Source organism: Xanthobacter sp. 91, from assembly GCF_000702385.1.
Lineage (GTDB): Bacteria > Pseudomonadota > Alphaproteobacteria > Rhizobiales > Xanthobacteraceae > Xanthobacter > Xanthobacter aminoxidans.
Genome location: NZ_JNIB01000001.1, coordinates 589,890 through 606,781, shown reverse-complemented (window position 1 = coordinate 606,781; position 16,892 = coordinate 589,890). Strand labels below are relative to the sequence as shown.

General features: G+C 67.6%; 18 protein-coding genes. 12 read left to right on the top strand and 6 right to left on the bottom strand.

The genetic code is table 11. From position 1 onward, the window contains the following. Nucleotides 1–84 precede the first annotated feature (84 nt). The 4 genes from A37E_RS0103000 (at nt 85) to A37E_RS0102985 (ending at nt 4,199) form a co-directional block, all read left to right on the top strand. Nucleotides 85–1,398, top strand: a complete 1,314-nt coding sequence (locus tag A37E_RS0103000; RefSeq protein WP_029555260.1) for an ABC transporter substrate-binding protein — start codon at nt 85–87, stop codon at nt 1,396–1,398. Nucleotides 1,399–1,690: 292 nt separating this feature from the next. Further along, nucleotides 1,691–2,632 carry a sugar ABC transporter permease gene (locus tag A37E_RS0102995; RefSeq protein ID WP_024280324.1) on the top strand — a complete coding sequence of 314 codons (942 nt, stop codon included), beginning with the start codon at nt 1,691–1,693 and terminating at the stop codon, nt 2,630–2,632. Between the two features lie 49 nt (nt 2,633–2,681). After that, nucleotides 2,682–3,572, top strand: coding sequence for a carbohydrate ABC transporter permease (locus A37E_RS0102990; protein WP_029555259.1), 891 nt, complete (start codon nt 2,682–2,684; stop codon nt 3,570–3,572). A 123-nt stretch (nt 3,573–3,695) separates the two neighbouring features. Beyond that, nucleotides 3,696–4,199: a TIGR00645 family protein gene (locus tag A37E_RS0102985; protein WP_197022919.1), complete on the top strand. Its 504-nt coding sequence runs from the start codon at nt 3,696–3,698 to the stop codon at nt 4,197–4,199. 65 nt (nt 4,200–4,264) lie between these two features. Here A37E_RS0102985 and A37E_RS0102980 read toward each other — a convergent pair whose 3' ends face one another. The 3 genes from A37E_RS0102980 to A37E_RS0102970 are packed head-to-tail and all read right to left on the bottom strand — an operon-like array spanning nt 4,265 to nt 7,922. Next, entirely contained in the window at nt 4,265–5,743 is a 1,479-nt protein-coding gene (locus A37E_RS0102980) for a mannitol dehydrogenase family protein (protein WP_029555257.1), read from the bottom strand. Continuing rightward, nucleotides 5,740–7,152, bottom strand: a complete 1,413-nt coding sequence (gene uxaC, locus A37E_RS0102975; protein ID WP_029555256.1) for a glucuronate isomerase — start codon at nt 7,150–7,152, stop codon at nt 5,740–5,742. Before uxaC ends, A37E_RS0102980 begins: the two co-directional genes overlap by 4 nt. Before the next feature lie 5 nt (nt 7,153–7,157). Then, nucleotides 7,158–7,922 carry a GntR family transcriptional regulator gene (locus tag A37E_RS0102970; RefSeq protein WP_280938439.1) on the bottom strand — a complete coding sequence of 255 codons (765 nt, stop codon included), beginning with the start codon at nt 7,920–7,922 and terminating at the stop codon, nt 7,158–7,160. Between the two features lie 152 nt (nt 7,923–8,074). Here A37E_RS0102970 and A37E_RS0102965 point away from each other — a divergent pair, with 152 nt between their 5' ends. The 7 genes from A37E_RS0102965 (at nt 8,075) to A37E_RS0102935 (ending at nt 14,606) form a co-directional block, all read left to right on the top strand. After that, a complete protein-coding gene (locus tag A37E_RS0102965) occupies nt 8,075–9,589 on the top strand; it encodes an altronate dehydratase family protein (protein WP_156026226.1) in 1,515 nt (504 codons plus the stop codon). Between the two features lie 80 nt (nt 9,590–9,669). Next, nucleotides 9,670–10,659: a TRAP transporter substrate-binding protein gene (locus tag A37E_RS0102960; protein ID WP_029555253.1), complete on the top strand. Its 990-nt coding sequence runs from the start codon at nt 9,670–9,672 to the stop codon at nt 10,657–10,659. A 55-nt stretch (nt 10,660–10,714) separates the two neighbouring features. Beyond that, a complete protein-coding gene (locus tag A37E_RS0102955; protein WP_051678744.1) occupies nt 10,715–11,290 on the top strand; it encodes a TRAP transporter small permease in 576 nt (191 codons plus the stop codon). 15 nt (nt 11,291–11,305) lie between these two features. After that, complete coding sequence (locus A37E_RS0102950) at nt 11,306–12,586, top strand: TRAP transporter large permease (protein WP_024280315.1); 1,281 nt, start codon at nt 11,306–11,308, stop codon at nt 12,584–12,586. A 59-nt stretch (nt 12,587–12,645) separates the two neighbouring features. Continuing rightward, nucleotides 12,646–13,485: a 5-dehydro-4-deoxy-D-glucuronate isomerase gene (gene kduI / locus A37E_RS0102945; protein WP_029555251.1), complete on the top strand. Its 840-nt coding sequence runs from the start codon at nt 12,646–12,648 to the stop codon at nt 13,483–13,485. Next, complete coding sequence (gene kduD / locus A37E_RS0102940) at nt 13,482–14,243, top strand: 2-dehydro-3-deoxy-D-gluconate 5-dehydrogenase KduD (RefSeq protein ID WP_029555250.1); 762 nt, start codon at nt 13,482–13,484, stop codon at nt 14,241–14,243. Before kduI ends, kduD begins: the two co-directional genes overlap by 4 nt. A 12-nt stretch (nt 14,244–14,255) precedes the next feature. After that, entirely contained in the window at nt 14,256–14,606 is a 351-nt protein-coding gene (locus A37E_RS0102935; protein WP_024280312.1) for a cupin domain-containing protein, read from the top strand. A gap of 3 nt (nt 14,607–14,609) precedes the next feature. Here A37E_RS0102935 and A37E_RS0102930 read toward each other — a convergent pair whose 3' ends face one another. From A37E_RS0102930 to A37E_RS0102920, 3 genes are all read right to left on the bottom strand, one after another. Continuing rightward, nucleotides 14,610–14,933 carry a DUF167 family protein gene (locus A37E_RS0102930; protein ID WP_245279257.1) on the bottom strand — a complete coding sequence of 108 codons (324 nt, stop codon included), beginning with the start codon at nt 14,931–14,933 and terminating at the stop codon, nt 14,610–14,612. Nucleotides 14,934–14,943: 10 nt separating this feature from the next. Further along, nucleotides 14,944–15,234 (bottom strand): YggT family protein, encoded by a 291-nt coding sequence (locus A37E_RS0102925; protein ID WP_024280310.1) that lies wholly within the window; start codon nt 15,232–15,234, stop codon nt 14,944–14,946. 97 nt (nt 15,235–15,331) lie between these two features. Further along, complete coding sequence (locus A37E_RS0102920) at nt 15,332–15,538, bottom strand: hypothetical protein (protein ID WP_051678743.1); 207 nt, start codon at nt 15,536–15,538, stop codon at nt 15,332–15,334. A gap of 211 nt (nt 15,539–15,749) precedes the next feature. Here A37E_RS0102920 and A37E_RS0102915 point away from each other — a divergent pair, with 211 nt between their 5' ends. Beyond that, a complete protein-coding gene (locus A37E_RS0102915) occupies nt 15,750–16,703 on the top strand; it encodes an acetyl-CoA carboxylase carboxyltransferase subunit alpha (RefSeq protein WP_024280308.1) in 954 nt (317 codons plus the stop codon). The last annotated feature ends 189 nt before the right edge of the window (nt 16,704–16,892 follow it).

Genomic DNA, 16,892 nt, shown 5'->3' with positions numbered 1-16,892 from the left:
TACGATCAGGGGGAAAGAAGACCGTTCGAGACTGTCGTCCGAAACGGCCCGTCCTCGAGGAAACGCTTCACGGGAGGAAGACCAATGACCATTTCCAGACGTGACCTTCTCATGAGCGGCGCGGGCCTTGCGGCCGGCGCCATGGCCCTGCCCATGCTCTCCACCAAGGAGGCCATCGCCCAGGCTGTCGCCAAGTTCGAGCCGGAGGCCGGCGCCTCGCTGCGCCTGCTGCGCTGGTCGCCGTTCGTGAAGGGCGAGGAAGACGCCTGGATCGCCAACACCAAGAAGTTCACCGAGGCCACCGGCATCGAGGTGCGCATCGACAAGGAGAGCTGGGAGGACATCCGTCCCAAGGCCGCCGTCGCCGCCAACGTGGGCTCCGGCCCTGATATCGTGTGGGTGTGGTTCGACGACGCCCAGCAGTATCCCGACAAGCTGCTCGACGTGACCGACCTCGCCGACAGCCTCGCCAAGCAGTATGGCGGCTATTATCCGGCCTGCGCGGCCTATGCGACGGTCAAGGGCCGCTTCGTCGGCCTGCCGCTCGCCACCATCGGCAACGCGGTGGTCTATCGCGACAGCTGGGTGAAGCAGGCGGGCTTCTCCGAATTCCCGAAGGACACCAAGGGCCTTCTCGAACTCGGCAAGGCGCTCAAGGCCAACAACCACCCCATGGGCTTCACGCTGGGCCATGGCGTGGGTGACGGCAACAACTTCTGCCACTGGGTGCTGTGGAGCCACGGCGGCAAGATGGTGGACGAGAGCGGCAAGGTGGTCATCAACTCGCCCGAGACCGTCGCCGGCCTGAAATACGTGGCCGAGCTGTACAAGACCTTCATCCCCGGCACCGAGAGCTGGCTCGACGTCAACAACAACCGCGCCTTCATCGCCGGCGACCTGTCGGTGACGGCGAACGGCGTGTCGGTCTATTACGCGGCGGCCAACGACCCCAAGCTCGCCGAGATGGCGGCGGACATGAAGTCCACCAACTTCCCGGTCGGTCCCGTCGGCAAGAAGGTGGAGCTGCACCAGACCACCACCGCCTGCATCTTCAAGTATTCGAAGTTCCCCAAGGCGGCGCAGGCCTATCTCGCCTTCATGTTCCAGGCTGACCAGTACAATGCCTGGCTGACCGGCGCGAGCGCCTATTGCTGCCAGACGCTGAAGAGCTTCTCCAACAATCCGGTGTGGACCTCCAAGCCCATCCACGCCGCCTATGCGCTCGCCTCCGAGACGCTGCAGCCCAACGGCTACGCCGGTCCGCTCGGGCCGAAGTCGGCCGCGGCCATGGCCGACTGGATCGTCGTGGACATGGTGGCGGAAGCCGCCACCGGCCAGCGCACGCCGGAAGAAGCCGCCAAGCGCGCCCAGCAGCGCGCCGAGCGCATCTACCGCTGAGGCACACAAGGGGCCGGGGTTTCCGGCCCCTTCGATACCGCCGTCATGCCCGGCCTTGTGCCGCAAGTCGGCTGTTGCCGACTTGCGCACCTAAATGCGGAACCCGCAAAAATGCGGGTTCCGGGCATCCACGCCGCGCCGCTTTAGCGAGGGCGCGACCGTGGCACTGGCGGAACCACGTGGATGGCCGGCACAAGGCCGGCCATGACGCCCCGGACAAAGCGCGACGGGAAGTCCCTCTCCAGCGGAGAGGTCAACAAGACAGCAAGACAGCGATACCGGAGACCCATTCATGGCCAACGTCGCAGCGGCTGAGCCGACCCACAAGCGGTCCTTCTGGGCCGGCATCGGTCAGGGCCGGCACGTGCTCGGCATCGCCTTCATGGTGCCGGCGGCCGTCTTCCTGCTGTTCTTCCTCACCTATCCCCTCGGCCTCGGCGTGTGGCTCGGCTTCACCGACACGCGCATCGGCCGCGAGGGCGTGTTCATCGGCCTCGAGAACTACGAATCGCTCTGGGGCGACAGCCTGTTCTGGCTGGTGGTGTTCAACACGCTCCTCTACACCATCGCCGCCTCGATCCTGAAGTTCGGCCTCGGCCTGTGGCTGGCGCTGCTGCTCAACGAGAACCTGCCGTTCAAGGCCTTCTTCCGCGCCGTGGTGCTGCTGCCGTGGGTGGTGCCCACCGTGCTCTCGGCCATCGCCTTCTGGTGGATCTTCGACAGCCAGTATTCGATCATCTCCTGGGCGCTCATCAAGATGGGGCTCATCTCCGCGCCCATCAACTTCCTCGGCGACGTCACCAATGCCCGCGCCTCGGTCATCGCGGCCAATGTCTGGCGCGGCATTCCCTTCGTCGCCATCTCGCTGCTGGCGGGGCTCCAGACCATCTCGCCCTCGCTGCACGAGGCGGCTACGCTGGACGGCGCCACCAACTGGCAGCGCTTCCGCTACATCACGCTGCCCATGCTCTCGCCGATCATCGCGGTGGTGATGACCTTCTCGGTGCTGTTCACCTTCACCGACTTCCAGCTGATCTACGTGCTGACCCGCGGCGGACCGCTGAATTCCACCCATCTCATGGCGACGCTCTCCTTCCAGCGCGCCATTCCCGGCGGCTCGCTGGGCGAGGGCGCGGCCATCGCCGTGGCCATGATCCCCTTCCTGCTGGCGGCGATCTTGTTCAGCTATTTCGGCCTGCAGCGCCGCAAGTGGCAGCAGGGCGGGGCCGACTGAGCCCGCCCTTCAAGCCCGCGCGCCGCCCCCCAATTCTGCGAGGACCCCCATGGCCCAGCCCCAACCCGTTGAGATGACCGACAATTCCACGGGCATGAGCTATCTCGACAGCCTGCCCCGGCGGGTCGTCACCGTCTTCCTGCCGCTCATCGTCTTTGTCTTCGTGCTGCTGTTCCCGTTCTACTGGATGGCGATCACCGCCATCAAACCGAACTTCCAGCTCACCGATTACAACAACTACTCCCCGCTGTGGGTGGTCGAGCCGACGCTGGAGCACATCAAGTATCTCCTGTTCGAGACCTCCTATCCGCACTGGCTGTGGAACACGGTCTACATCTCGGTGGCGGCCACCGTCATCTCGCTGGTGACGAGCGTGTTCGCGGCCTATGCCATCGAGCGCCTGCGCTTCAACGGCTCGCGCTGGGTCGGGCTCGGCATCTTCCTCGCCTATCTGGTGCCGCCCTCCATCCTGTTCATCCCGCTCGCCATCATGGTGTTCGGCCTCGGCATCTATGACACCAAGCTGGCGCTGATCCTCACCTATCCCACCTTCCTCGTGCCCTTCTCCACCTGGCTGCTGATGGGCTATTTCCGCTCCATCCCGTTCGAGCTGGAGGAATGCGCGCTGGTGGACGGTGCCTCGCGCTGGCAGATCCTCATCAAGGTGCTGCTGCCGCTCTCGGTGCCGGGGCTGATCTCGGCGGGCATCTTCTCCTTCACCCTGTCGTGGAACGAGTTCATCTACGCGCTCACCTTCATCCAGTCTTCGGAGAACAAGACCGTGCCGGTGGGCGTGCTCACCGAGCTGGTGCGCTCGGACGTGTATGAATGGGGATCGCTGATGGCCGGCGCCCTCATCGGCTCGCTGCCGGTGGTGATCCTCTATTCCTTCTTCGTGGACTATTACGTCTCGTCCATGACCGGAGCGGTGAAGGAGTAAGGCACACCCTTCCGGGGGCCGCGCCTGCCGAATTTGCCCGCTTGCCCTCGCGCGCGCGCCGTGGCACCCCTTGCCGCGGCTCGTTGCGGTGCATCATGCGCCGGGGGAAAGCGGGGGTGAGGGATGATCGAGCGGGTGATCGAAGGGATTTTGTTCCGCAGCCGCTGGATTCTCGCGCCCTTCTATGTCGGCCTCGTCGTGGGCATGCTGGTGCTGCTGTTCAAGTTCGGCCACGAGCTGCTGCACTTCGTGCTGCACGCGGTCTCGGCCACCGAGAGCGACATCATCCTCGGCATCCTCGCTCTGGTAGACCTGACGCTCACCTGCAACCTCGTGGTGATCGTCATCTTCTCCGGCTACGAGAACTTCGTGTCGAAGATCGATCCCGACGGCCACCCCGACTGGCCGGACTGGATGACGCGGGTGGACTTCACCGGCCTGAAGCAGAAGCTGCTGGCCTCCATCGTCGCCATCTCCGCCATCCAGCTGCTCAAGGCGTTCATGAACCTCGACAAGGGGAACATGAGCGAGAACACGCTCATGTGGCTGGTCATCATCCACATGGTGTTCGTGGGATCGAGCCTGGTGCTGGCCTGGTCGGACAAGCTCTCCAACAACAAGCACTGAGCGGCGCGGGCGCCTCGTGTGCCCTCGGCCCCGGTCTCTGACCGTCGCCGAGGGGCGCTTTGCTGTCAAAGGCCCGCCATCTCCTCCACCGTCGCCGCAGCTCCGCGCGCCATGAGGCGGGCCAGCGCCTCGCGCACCGGGGCGGCGAAGCGCGGGTCGGTGCCGAGATCGCCGAACACCTCGCGCACCGAGAGCAGAGCCGGGGCGAGCCGCGCCGCATCGGGGCCGGCCTCGTCCGCCAGCGCCTTCAGCCGGGCGGCGAGGGGGTCGCGCACGTCGATGGCCTTGCCCTGTTCGTCCCGCCCGGTCACGTAGCGCATCCATCCCGCGATACCGAGGGCGAGGAGCGGAATGGGCGCACCCTTTGCCAGCCGGTCGCGCGCGGTGGCGACGAGGCGCTGGGGTAGCTTCTGCGAGCCGTCCATGGCGATCTGCCACGTGCGGTGCCGGAGCGCCGGATTGGCGAACCGCTCCCGAAGCGCGCGCTTGTAGGCGGCCACATCCACGCCCGCGGGCAGATGCAGCGTGGGCGTCACCTCCTCATCCTGAAGGCGCGCCACCAACCGGGCGAAGGCGGGCACCGCCATGGTGTCGGCGATGGTGGCGTGGCCCGCGAGATAGCCGAGATAGGCGAGGGTGGAATGGGCGCCGTTCAGCAGGCGCAGCTTCATGTGCTCGAACGGCGCCACGTCCGACACCAGCTCCACGCCCACCTCCTCCAGAGGCGGCCGGCCGAGGGGGAAATGGTCCTCCACCACCCATTGGGTGAAGGGCTCGGCCATCACCGGCCACGCATCTCCCATCCCCAGCCCGGCGGCCACCAGCGCGCGGTCGTCGTCCGTGGTGGCGGGCACGATGCGGTCCACCATGGTGGAAGGGAAAGCGACCTCACCCGCGACGAAGCGGCCGAGATCATCGTCGCGCAGGGCCGCGAGGCGGGCCGTCACCCGCGCCACGGTCTTGCCGTTGGCCGGGAGGTTGTCGCAGGTGAGCACGGTGAAGGGGGCGATGCCGGCGGCGCGGCGGCGGGCGAGGGCCTCCACCAGAAAGCCGGGCGCGCTCACCGGCCGGTGCGGGTTCGCCAGATCGGCGCGGATGTCCGGGTGCGCCTCGTCCAGCGTGCCCGAGGCGGGATCGTGGCAATAGCCCTTTTCGGTGACGGTGAGGGTGACGATGCGCACGCGCGGATCGGACATGGCCGACAGCAGCGCCTCGGGATCGCGCGGCGCCACCAGCAGCCGGCGGAGCGATCCGATGACGCGCAGCTTGTCCCCCGCGCCCGAGCGTTCGGCGAGCGTGTAGAGGCCATCCTGCGGATCGAGCGCGTCCGAGGTGTCGGGCGAGCGCAGGCTGGCGCCGCAGATGGCCCAGCCCGTGTGCCCGCGCGCGAGGATGGCGTCGAGATAGGCCGCCTGATGGGCGCGGTGGAAGGCGCCGACGCCCAGATGCACCACCCCCACCTCCGCCGCCGCAATGTCATACGCCGGGCGGGCGACGGCGGCGGGCAGGTCGGCGAGGGTCGAAAGCGAGAGCCGGGGGCTCAAAGCCTGTAGGCCTTCTTGGCGAGCCCATAGGCCAGATCGCGCGCCACCTCTACCGCCTCGTCCTCGTCCAGCCGGTGCTCGCACACGAGCTCGGCGAGGAAGCCGCAATCGATGCGCCGCGCCACGTCATGCCGGGCGGGGATGGAGGGGAAGGCGCGGGTGTCGTCGTTGAAGCCCACGGTGTTGTAGAAGCCGGCGGTCTCGGTGGTCATGGCGCGGAAGCGCTTCATGCCCTCCGGGCTGTCATGGAACCACCACGCCGGGCCGAGCCGCAGCGCCGGGTAGTGGCCCGCCAGCGGCGCCAGCTCGCGGGCATAGCTCGTCTCATCCAGCGTGAAGAGGATGAGGGTGAGGCCGGCTTCGTTGCCGAAACGGTCCAGCAGCGGCTTCAGCGCGCGCACATATTCGGTGGGGGAGGGGATGTCCGCCCCCTTGTCCCGGCCGAAGCGGGCGAAGATCTGGCCGTTGTGGTTGCGCATGGCGCCGGGATGGATCTGCATCACCAGCCCGTCCTCAAGGCTCATGCGCGCCATCTCGGTGAGCATCTGGCCGCGGAACAGCTCGGCATCCTGCACGCTCACGGGTGCATTGCCGGTGACACGGCGGAACAGCGCCTCCGCCTCCTGCGGCGGCAGGTCGAAGGTCGCGGCGGTGGGGTGGCCGTGGTCGCTGGAGGTGGCGCCGAAGGTCTTGAAGAAGGCGCGCCGCTTGCGGTGGGCGGCGAGATAGCCCGGCCAGGAAAAGGTGTCCTCCCCGGTGATCTCGCCGAACCGGCGCAGGTTCGTGGTGAAGCCCTCGAACTCCGGGTCCACCACCGGATCGGGCCGATAGGCCGTCACCACCCGTCCGCCCCAGCCGCTGGCGCGAATTTCCGCATGGGCGGAAAGGTCGTCCAGCGGGCTTTCGGTGGTGGCGATCACCTCGATGTTGAAGCGCTCGAACAGGGCGCGGGGCTTGAACGCCTCCTGTTGCAGCTTATCGGCGATGAGGTCGTAGGCGGCATCTGCGGTCTTCTCGCTGAGACGCTCCTCAAGGCCGAACAGGGTGGCGAAGGCGTGGTCCAGCCATGCCCGCGTGGGGGTGCCACGGAAGAGGTGGTAGTTGGCCGCGAACAGGCGCCAGATGGCCCGGCCGTCCTGCTCGGTCTCGCCGCCGTCCGCACGGGGAACGCCGAGCTTTTCCAGCGGGATGCCCTGAGAGTAGAGCATCCGGAACACATAATGGTCCGGCACCACGAACAGCCGCGCGGGATCGGGGAAGTTCTCGTTGAAGGCATACCAGCGCGGGTCGGTGTGGCCGTGGGGCGAGACGATGGGCAGCGCCTCCACCTCCCCATAGAGCCGGCGCGCCACCGCGCGAACGGACGGATCGGCGGGCAGCAGGCGATCGGGATGGAGGAGGCTGGACACGGAACTCACCTCGCGTTCACGGCATCGGCGGGCGCACCTTCCGCCTCGAAATAATCGGGGTGGGCGGCGCCCAGATCCTCGACGCTGGGGATGACCCGGCCGAGATGGGCCGCCATGGCCTTTTCCGCCCCGTCCGCATCGCCCTCGCCGATGGCATCGGCCACCATCTGGTGCTCGGCGATGACGCTGGCGCGGCGCTGGGGGGAGGGCAAAGTGAGGAGGCGGCAGCGGTCCACGTGCGCCTTTTCCTGCCGGATGACCCGCCAGATGTTCGGGTGGCCGGCAAGCTCCGCGATGATCTGGTGGAAGGCCTCGTCGGCGGCGTGGAACTCCGCCAGCGCCCCGGCGCGGTGGGCGGCGCGTTGCTGGCGCAGGGTGCCGAGGAGCGGCGCCATCGCCACCCGCCGCGCCTTCTCCGGCAGCGTCGCCACATGGGCCGCCGCCTCGCGCACGCTGGTGCGCTCCAGCGCGTTGCGGATGATCATGGCGTCGCGCACCGCCGGCACCGAGATGCGCGAGACGAAGGTGCCGTACTGGGGAAAGATGTCCACCAGCCGCTCGTCGGCGAGCTTCAGGATGGCCTCGCGCACCGGCGTACGGCTGACGCCGTAGGCGAGGGCGATCTGCTTTTCTTGCAGCGGCGCGCCGGGCGGAAGGGTCATGGCCACGATGTCGTCGCGCAGGGCGGCGTGGATGCGTGAGGATGCCGGCGCCGCACGGACATTCTCGCTGCGAAGCGCCGGCCTGCGCCTGAGATCCGCCCCCGTCACCACCACCGTTCCAGCCTCCCCGGCAGCCTGCCCGCTCTTGCGAGGTCTTCCATACTAATATATTAGCATATCAAGAGCGTCAACGAAGGCGCGGGTCCGAGAGTGGCCGTGAAACAGGTCGGGGAGACGTGCTCATGGGGATGGAGGCGGGCATGGCGCCACGCACCCTTCGGCTTTCTGCGAAGGACAATCTGGCGGTGGCGCTGGACGAGGTTGCGCCCGGCGGTTCGGTCGCGGGCATCGTCGCCACCCAGCGCATCCCGCGCGGCCACAAGGTGGCCATCGAGCCCATTCCCGCCGGCGCATCGGTGGTGAAGTTCGGCCAGGTCATCGGCTTTGCCAGCGAGGACATCGCCCCCGGTGCCCACATCCACACCCACAATGTGGTGCTGCACGATTTCGCCCGCGACTACGCCTTCGCCGCCGACGCCCGCGACGATGTGCTGGTGCCGGAGGCCGAGCGCGCCCACTTCATGGGCTTCCGCCGCTCCAACGGGCGCACCGGCACGCGCAACTATCTCGGCATCCTCACCAGCGTGAACTGCTCGGCCTCAGTGGCGCGGTTCGCGGCGCAGGCGGCGGAGCGCTCCGGCATCCTCGCGGACTTTCCAGGCATCGACGGCATCGTGCCCATCATCCACGGCACCGGCTGCGGCATGGCCTCCAAGGGCGAGGGCTATGACGTGCTCTCGCGCACCCTCTGGGGCTATGCCACCCACCCCAACTTCGCCGCCGTGGTGATGGTGGGGCTCGGCTGCGAGATGTTCCAGATCGCCCGCTTCAAGCAGGAATATGGGGTGGAGGAGGCGGACGGCTTTCGCACCCTCACCATCCAGGACGAGGGCGGCACGCGCCGCACGGTGGAGCACATCCTCGGCACGCTGAAGGAGATGGCGCCCCGCGCCGCCGCCGCCCAGCGGGAGGCCCGGCCGGCGTCCGAGATCGTGCTGGCGCTCCAGTGCGGCGGCTCGGATGGCTATTCGGCGCTCACGGCGAACCCCGCGCTGGGGGTGGCTTCCGACCTGCTGGTGGCGCAGGGCGGTACCTCCATTCTCTCCGAGACGCCGGAGATCTACGGGGCCGAGCACCTGCTGACCCGCCGTGCCGCGACCCGCGAGGTCGGCGAGAAGCTGGTCGCCCGCATCAAGTGGTGGGAGGAGTACACCGCCCGCAATGCGGGGGAGATGAACAACAATCCCTCGCCCGGCAACAAGGCGGGCGGGCTCACGACCATTCTGGAGAAGTCGCTGGGCGCCGCCGCCAAGGGCGGTTCCTCCACCCTGCGCGCGGTCTATGAATATGCCGAGCCGGTGACGGATGCCGGCTTCGTCTTCATGGACACCCCCGGCTACGATCCGGTGGCCGCCACCGGGCAGGTGGCGGGCGGGGCGAACGTCATCTGCTTCACCACCGGTCGCGGCTCCGCCTTCGGCGCCAAGCCCACCCCCTCCATCAAGCTCGCCACCAATTCCGACATCTATCGCCGGATGGAAGAGGACATGGACATCAATTGCGGCGACGTGCTCGATGGCGTGTCGCTGGAGGAGAAGGGCCGCGAGATCTTCGACAAGGTGCTGGCGGTTGCCTCCGGCGCCCACACCAAGTCCGAGGAACTGGGCTACGGCGATGCCGAGTTCGTGCCCTGGCAGATCGGCGCGGTGATGTAGGCCGCCGCGCCCGTGGGAAGTGAACGGCCGCAAAGGCCGCAATAAAGCGGAAAAATATCCGACACACAGGGAGAACGCCCATGCTGACCCGACGCCGACTGACCTCCCGCGCCGTCGCCCTTGCGCTCTCCGGCCTTGCGCTCTCGGCGCTGCCGGCGATGGCCCAGACCACGCTGCGGTCCGCCGACATCCACCCGGACGGCTACCCCACCGTCGAATCCGTGAAGTATTTCGGCGAGATCATCGAGAAGAAGTCGAACGGCAAGTACAAGGTGCAGGTCTTCTCCTCCGGCCAGCTCGGCGGCGAGAAGGACACCATCGAGCAGACCCGCTTCGGCGTGATCGATCTCAACCGCGTCAACACCGCGCCGTTCAACAATCTGATCCCCGAGACGGCGGTGCTCGGCATGCCGTTCCTGTTCCGCTCCACCGACCACATGTACAAGGTGGTGGACGGGCCCATCGGCGCGGAGATCGCGAAAGCCTTCGAGCCGCATGGCCTCGTGGTGCTGGGCTTCTTCGATAGCGGCGCCCGCTCCATGTACAATTCCAAGAAGCCCATAAAGACCCTCGACGACATGAAGGGCATGAAGATCCGCGTGCAGCAGTCGGACCTGTTCATCGCGATGATCAACGCGCTCGGCGCCAACGCGACGCCCATGCCGTTCGGCGAGCTTTACTCCGGCCTCCAGACCGGCCTCGTGGACGGCGCGGAGAACAACTATCCCTCCTATGACTCGGTGAAGCACTACGAGGTGGCAAAATACTATTCGCTCACCGAGCACTCGCTGGCGCCGGAGGTGTTCGTGATGTCGAAGCGCGCCTTCGACAAACTGAGCCCGGACGAGCAGAAGATGTTCAAGGAGGCCGGGCTCGAGGCGACCAAGAAGATGCGCGAGCTGTGGGCCAAGCGCGATGTCGAGGCCAAGGACCACGTGGTCAAGGGCGGCGCCATCATCAACGAGGTGGACAAGAAGCCCTTCATCGACGCCATGAAGCCGGTCTACGACAAGTTCGTCACCACCGACAAGATGAAGGACCTCGTCGCCCGCATCCGGGCGGTGAACTGAAGGCGCGGCACCGGCCGGGCCTGCGCGCCCGGCCATCCCCGGGAGGCGCAGCGGCATGAACATCAAGTCCAGCGAGCGTTCCAGCGGGAGCGGAGAGGCTGCAAGGCCGGCTCCGCTGCTCGCGCTGAGGCGCGTGGTGCGTGCCCTGTCGGCGGTGGCGCTGTGGATCTCCGGTGCCGGCCTCGTCGCCATGACGGCGGCGGTGTTCTGGCAGGTCATCGGCCGCTACGTGCTGAATGCCTCGCCGAGCTGGACCGAGCCGCTGTCCTTGCTGCTCATGAGCTGGTTCATCCTGCTCGGCGCGGCGGTGGGCGTGCGCGAGAACATGCATCTCGGCTTCGAGATCGGCCTGCATTTCGCCTCCCCACCGGTGCGGCGCGTGATGGAGATCGCCACCCACGTGCTTGTCATGGGCTTCGGCGGCGCCATGGCCTGGTACGGCTGGGATCTCGCCATGGGCACCTGGAGCGCCAAGATGGCGGGCGTGGACCTGCCGCAGGGCGTGGACTACCTGCCGCTGGTGGGCGGCGGCGCGCTCATCTGCCTGTTCTCGTTCGAGCGGCTCCTCACCGACCTCACCGAGGGACGGGTGCCGGAAGTGCCGCTCGCCCATGTCCACACCGTGGAATGACGCCGGACCAGACCCATGGCCATCACCATCCTCTTCGGCGTCTTCGCGCTGCTCCTCGTCATCGGCACGCCGGTGGCCTTCTGCCTCGGCCTCGCCTCGCTGGCGACCGTGCTTTATCTCGATCTGCCGCCGGTGGTGGTGTTCCAGCAGCTGAATTCCGGCATGAACGCCTTCTCCATGCTGGCCATCCCCTTCTTCATCTTCGCCGGCGACCTGATGATGCGCGGCGGCATCGCCGACCGGCTCATCGGCATGGCGGCGAGCCTCGTCGGGCATCTGCGGGGGGGGCTGGGGCAGGTGAACGTGGTGGCCTCCACCCTGTTCGGCGGCATCTCCGGCTCGGCGGTGGCGGACGCCTCGGCCATCGGCGGCATCATGATCCCGCAGATGGCGCGCCACGGCTATGCCAAGGACTATGCGGTCAACGTGACGGTGAACTCGGCCATCATCGCGCTGATGATCCCGCCGTCGCACAACATGATCATCTATTCCCTGTCGGCGGGCGGCACGATCTCGATTGCCGACCTGTTCACCGCCGGCATCATGCCCGGCCTCCTGCTCGCCGCGGCGATGATGATCACGGCCTACATGGTGGCCCGCAATCGCGGCTACCCCGCCGGCACCTTTCCCGGCTGGTATGCGGTGCTGCGCTCGGTGGTGGCGGCCATCCCCGGCATCATGCTCATCGGCATCATCTTCGGCGGGGTGCGGTCGGGCATCTTCACCGCGACGGAGAGTTCCTGCATCGCCGTCATCTATGCGCTGCTGGTGACGACCTTCGTCTACCGGGAGATGGACTGGGCGGGCTTCGTGGAGGCGACGCTGGGCGCGGTGCGCACCACGGCCATGGTGCTGCTCGTCATAGGCACGGCGGCGTCCTTCGGCTGGCTCATGGCCTTCCTCCAGGTGCCCAAGGCCACCATCGAGCTGATGCAGGCGGTCTCGTCCAACCCCTACGTCATCCTGCTGCTCATCAACATCATCCTGCTCATCCTCGGCACCTTCATGGACATGGCGCCGATGATCATCATCTGCACGCCCATCTTCCTGCCGCTGGTGAAGGCCTTCGGCATCGATCCCGTGCATTTCGGGGTGATCCTGATCCTCAACGCCGGCATCGGGCTGAACACGCCGCCCGTGGGCTCGGTGCTGTTCGTGGGCTGCGCGGTGGGCAAGATCACCATCGGCGAGGCGATGAAGACCATCTGGCCCTTCTTCGGCGCCTCCGTCGCGGTGCTGATGATCGTCACCTACGTGCCGGCCGTGTCGCTCTGGCTACCGGCGGTGTTCCGCTAGCCCCCGTTCCGCTAGCCGCCGTTCCGCTCGTCCCTGCTCTCCTGCCCCGAGACTGCCCCATGATGATCGACGTGCGCCACGTGCACCACCAGGACGCCACACGCGGCTTCGACACCGAGGCGCTCAGACGCAACTATCTGGTGGAGCGCCTGTTCGAGCCGGGCATGGTGCTGCTCACCTACAGCCATGTGGAGCGCTTCGTCATCGGCGGGGCCACGCCGGTCACGGTGCCGCTGGCGCTGGAGAGCGACAAGGCCACCATCGGCTCGCCCAATTTCCTCGACCGGCGGGAGCTGGGCGTCTTCAACATCGGCGGCGCCGGCAAGGTGCGCGTGGACGGCGTTGTCCATGCGCTGGGGAACCGGGACGCCATCTATGTGCCCATGGGCACGAAGGAGGTGCTGTTCACCTCCGACAGCGCCGATGTGCCGGCCCGTTTCTATCTGCTCTCCACGCCCGCCCATGCGCGATACGAGACCAAGGTGGTGCGGATCGCACAAGCCAGGAAGATGCTGCTGGGCGAGGCCGCCACGGCCAATCGGCGCACCATCTACCAGATGATCCACCCGGACGTGGTGACCTCCTGCCAGCTGGTGATGGGCATGACCCAGCTGGACGAGGGCAATGTGTGGAACACCATGCCCTGCCACGTCCACGACCGGCGCTCGGAGGTCTATCTCTATTTCGACCTCATGGCGGACGCCCGCGTCATCCACCTGATGGGCCAGCCGACCCAGACGCGCCATATCGTGGTGGCGGACGGGCAGGCGGTGATCTCGCCGCCCTGGTCCATCCATTCCGGCTGCGGCACGCGCGCCTACACCTTCATCTGGGGCATGGGCGGCGACAATATCGACTATACGGACATGGACATGGTTGCCATGGACCAACTGAAGTGAGTGTCGTGATTCCGTTTGATCTGTCCGGCCGCAGGGCCGTCGTCACCGGCGCCAATACCGGCCTCGGCCAGGCCATCGCCGTCGCGCTCGCGCGGGCCGGCGCGGGGGTGGTGGGGGTGGGCCGCTCCGCCATGGACGAAACCGCCGCTTTGGTGGCAGCCGCCGGCGGCAGCTTCACCGCCGTCCGCGCCGACCTTGCCACCCTCAAGCCCATCGACCGCATCGTCGCCGAGGCGGAGATCGGCGGGCGCGTCGATATCCTCGTCAACAATGCCGGCATCATCCGCCGCGCGGACGCCATCGACTTCACGGAAGAAGACTGGGACGAGGTGATGGACGTGAACCTCAAGTCCACCTTCTTCCTCACCCAGGCCTTCGCCCGGCGCATGCTGGCGGACGGGAAGGGCGGCAAGGTCGTCAACATCGCCTCCCTGCTCTCCTTCCAGGGGGGCATCCGCATTCCGTCCTACACGGCGAGCAAGAGCGGGCTGGCCGGCCTCACGCGCCTCCTCGCCTGCGAATGGGCGGCGAAGGGCATCAATGTGAACGCCATCGCCCCCGGCTATTTCGTCACCAACAACACCGAGGCCCTGCGCGCCGACGCGGATCGCAACGCGGCCATCCTCGGCCGCATCCCGGCCGGCCGCTGGGGCGACCCGACCGATATCGGCGGCGCCGCGGTGTTCCTGTCCTCGCGGGCGGCCGACTATGTGCATGGTATCGTGCTGCCGGTGGACGGCGGCTGGCTGGCGCGCTGAAAGGATCAAGAGATGAGCGAGAAGGGCAACGTCTTCGCCTTCGCCGAGACCACACCGGTGGAGGTGCTGGACGAGGTGGTGAGCCGGCAGATTCTCACCTTCAACGACGAGATCATGCTGGTCCGCGTCATCGCCCGCGCGCCGGGGCAGATGGGGGTGCCGCACAGCCATCCCCACACGCAGATCACCAGCGTGGAGAGCGGCCTGTTCGAGCTGACCATTGGCGGGCGGACAGAGCGGCTGAAGGCGGGGGACAGCTTCTATGTGCCGTCCGGCGTCCACCACGGGGCGGTGTGCATCGAGCCCGGCGTGCTGGTGGACGTGTTCACGCCCATGCGCGAGGATTTCGTGAAGCCCGCCTGAGGCTCATTTCCCCGCGGCAGCGGCAAGCTTCGCCGCGAGGGCCGGGCCATCGCCGGCAATGCGGAAGGTCTTCACCCGCGCTGTCGCGCCCGAGGTGAGCCGGACCTGGGAGGCGGCGACACCGGCCGCGCCGGCCACCACCTTGGCGACGGCAGCGGTGGCGGCGCCATCTTCCGGCGCCACCCGTACCCGCACCTTCAACACCTCGCGCCCGTCCGAGAGGGCAGCGACGCCGTCCACGGCATCGCGCCCGCCGCGTGGCGTCGCGCGCACCGTCACCTCCACGCCGTCCGGCAGGACGCGCAGGAAGGACGGGTCGGTCGCCACGGCAGCCGGCTCAGAACACGTAGGGGTAGATGTAGTAGGCGATGACCTGCTGCAGGAAGAAGATCAAGAGAATCAGCACCATCGGCGACAGGTCGATGCCGCCGAGATTGGGCAGCACGTTGCGGATGGGCGCGAGCAGGGGTTCCGTCACCCGGAACAGGAACTCGCCCACGTTCCGCACGAAAGAGTTGTACGGATTGACGACGTTGAATGCGACCAGCCAGGACAGCACGGCCGCGGCAATGAGAATCCAGACATAGAGCTGGAGAACGACAAGGATAACGTCGAGCAGCGCGCGCATCGTCGGAAGGGTCCCCGGGAAGTGGCGTGCCAGCAATAGCCCCAGCAGCCCCCCGGGAACAAGGCCGGCCGCCGGCCCCCGGCGCCGGCCGGCTGCGTCAGCCGGTCGCGTCCGGGTCCTGCGGCTTGTCGGGATCGGCCAGGGCGCCGGCCCCCGGCGTCTTCTCGGGATCGGTCAATTGCGGCTTGGCATGGGGGCCGGCGGCCGGCTTCTGGCGCTGCGCCTCCGGAGGGCGCTCCTCGGCGGCAGGGGCGGGCGGGTGGCCTTCCTTGGCCTTCTGCGGCGTTGCGTCTTGCGGTTTCATGACAGCCTCCATGATGTCACCATGATTTGGGGACAACGCTCCCCGCTCGGTTCCGTTGCAGCGTCGCCTTGCCCCACGGCAGGGCCGCGCGACGGGCCTTTTGTTCGCGCCGCGCGCCGACTTGATCTGGCGACCTTGACTTGACCGCGTGGCAAAGGCAGCTTCCCGCCGCTTTAGGGGGCGCCGACCTCCTCAAACCTCACGGACCCTCATGCGCAGCTATCTGGACTTCGAGAAGCCGGTTGCCGAACTCGAGGCCAAGGTGGAAGAGCTGCGTGCGCTCTCCTCTTCCGGCGACGGCGTGGCCATCACCGACGAGGTGCTGAAGCTGGAGGGCAAGGCGCGGGACGCCCTGGTCGCGCTCTATGCGAATCTGACGCCCTGGCAGAAGACGCTGGTGGCCCGCCATCCGCAGCGGCCGCATTTCGCCGACTTCGCCCGCGGCCTGTTCGAGGACTTCACCCCGCTCGCCGGCGACCGCAAGTTCGGCGAGGACGAGGCCATCATCGGCGGCTTCGCCCGCTTCCGTGGCGAGGCGGTGTGCGTGCTGGGCCACGAGAAGGGCTCCAGCACCGAGACCCGCATCCGGCACAATTTCGGCATGGCCCGCCCCGAGGGCTACCGCAAGGCCGCGCGCATCATGGAGCTGGCCGACCGCTTCGGTGTGCCCATGATCTCGCTGGTGGATACGGCCGGCGCCTATCCCGGCATCGGCGCGGAGGAGCGCGGGCAGGCCGAGGCCATCGCCCGCTCCACCGACGCCTGCCTCGCGCTTTCCGCGCCCAACGTCGCCCTCATCATCGGTGAGGGCGGCTCCGGCGGCGCCATAGCCATCGCCACCGCCAACAAGGTGCTGATGATGGAGCACGCCATCTACAGCGTGATCTCGCCGGAAGGCGCGGCCTCCATCCTGTGGCGCGACACCGCCAAGGCGCAGGACGCGGCGACCAACATGAAGATCACCGCGCAGGACCTGCTGCGGTTCGGCGTCATCGACGGCATCGTGAAGGAGCCGGCCGGCGGCGCCCATCGTGACGCGGACGCGGCCATCGCGGCGGCGGGCGACGCCATCGCCGATGCGCTGTCCTCCCTCGCCGGCCTCGACGGCGCGCAGGTGCGCAAGGCGCGCCGCGACAAGTTCCTCGCCATCGGCCGCTCCCTGTGAGGGGCGCGGTTTCGCGGCCACAGCGGTAAGGAATCCTTAACCATGGCGCTGCGGCATGGGGGATCGGCGACGGACCTTCCCCATCTTGGCCGCATTTGCCTTATTTTCTCCATCGAGTCGGAGCGGCGTTGATAACGTCGCGTCAAGGGGGACCGGTTAGCCTTCTCGGCCTGATTGGCCGGTCCGGAC

Bases quoted from the DNA above. Each gene is read 5' to 3' on its own strand.
- A37E_RS0102960 (WP_029555253.1), top strand. From the start codon at position 9,670: ATGCTGACCCGACGCCGACTGACCTCCCGCGCCGTCGCCCTTGCGCTC.
- A37E_RS0102965 (WP_156026226.1), top strand. From the start codon at position 8,075: ATGGCGCCACGCACCCTTCGGCTTTCTGCGAAGGACAATCTGGCGGTG.
- A37E_RS0102935 (WP_024280312.1), top strand. From the start codon at position 14,256: ATGAGCGAGAAGGGCAACGTCTTCGCCTTCGCCGAGACCACACCGGTG.
- kduI (WP_029555251.1), top strand. From the start codon at position 12,646: ATGATGATCGACGTGCGCCACGTGCACCACCAGGACGCCACACGCGGC.
- A37E_RS0102955 (WP_051678744.1), top strand. From the start codon at position 10,715: ATGAACATCAAGTCCAGCGAGCGTTCCAGCGGGAGCGGAGAGGCTGCA.
- A37E_RS0102950 (WP_024280315.1), top strand. From the start codon at position 11,306: ATGGCCATCACCATCCTCTTCGGCGTCTTCGCGCTGCTCCTCGTCATC.
- A37E_RS0102985 (WP_197022919.1), top strand. From the start codon at position 3,696: ATGATCGAGCGGGTGATCGAAGGGATTTTGTTCCGCAGCCGCTGGATT.
- A37E_RS0102995 (WP_024280324.1), top strand. From the start codon at position 1,691: ATGGCCAACGTCGCAGCGGCTGAGCCGACCCACAAGCGGTCCTTCTGG.
- A37E_RS0102920 (WP_051678743.1), bottom strand. From the start codon at position 15,538: ATGAAACCGCAAGACGCAACGCCGCAGAAGGCCAAGGAAGGCCACCCG.
- A37E_RS0103000 (WP_029555260.1), top strand. From the start codon at position 85: ATGACCATTTCCAGACGTGACCTTCTCATGAGCGGCGCGGGCCTTGCG.
- A37E_RS0102925 (WP_024280310.1), bottom strand. From the start codon at position 15,234: ATGCGCGCGCTGCTCGACGTTATCCTTGTCGTTCTCCAGCTCTATGTC.
- A37E_RS0102990 (WP_029555259.1), top strand. From the start codon at position 2,682: ATGGCCCAGCCCCAACCCGTTGAGATGACCGACAATTCCACGGGCATG.
- A37E_RS0102915 (WP_024280308.1), top strand. From the start codon at position 15,750: ATGCGCAGCTATCTGGACTTCGAGAAGCCGGTTGCCGAACTCGAGGCC.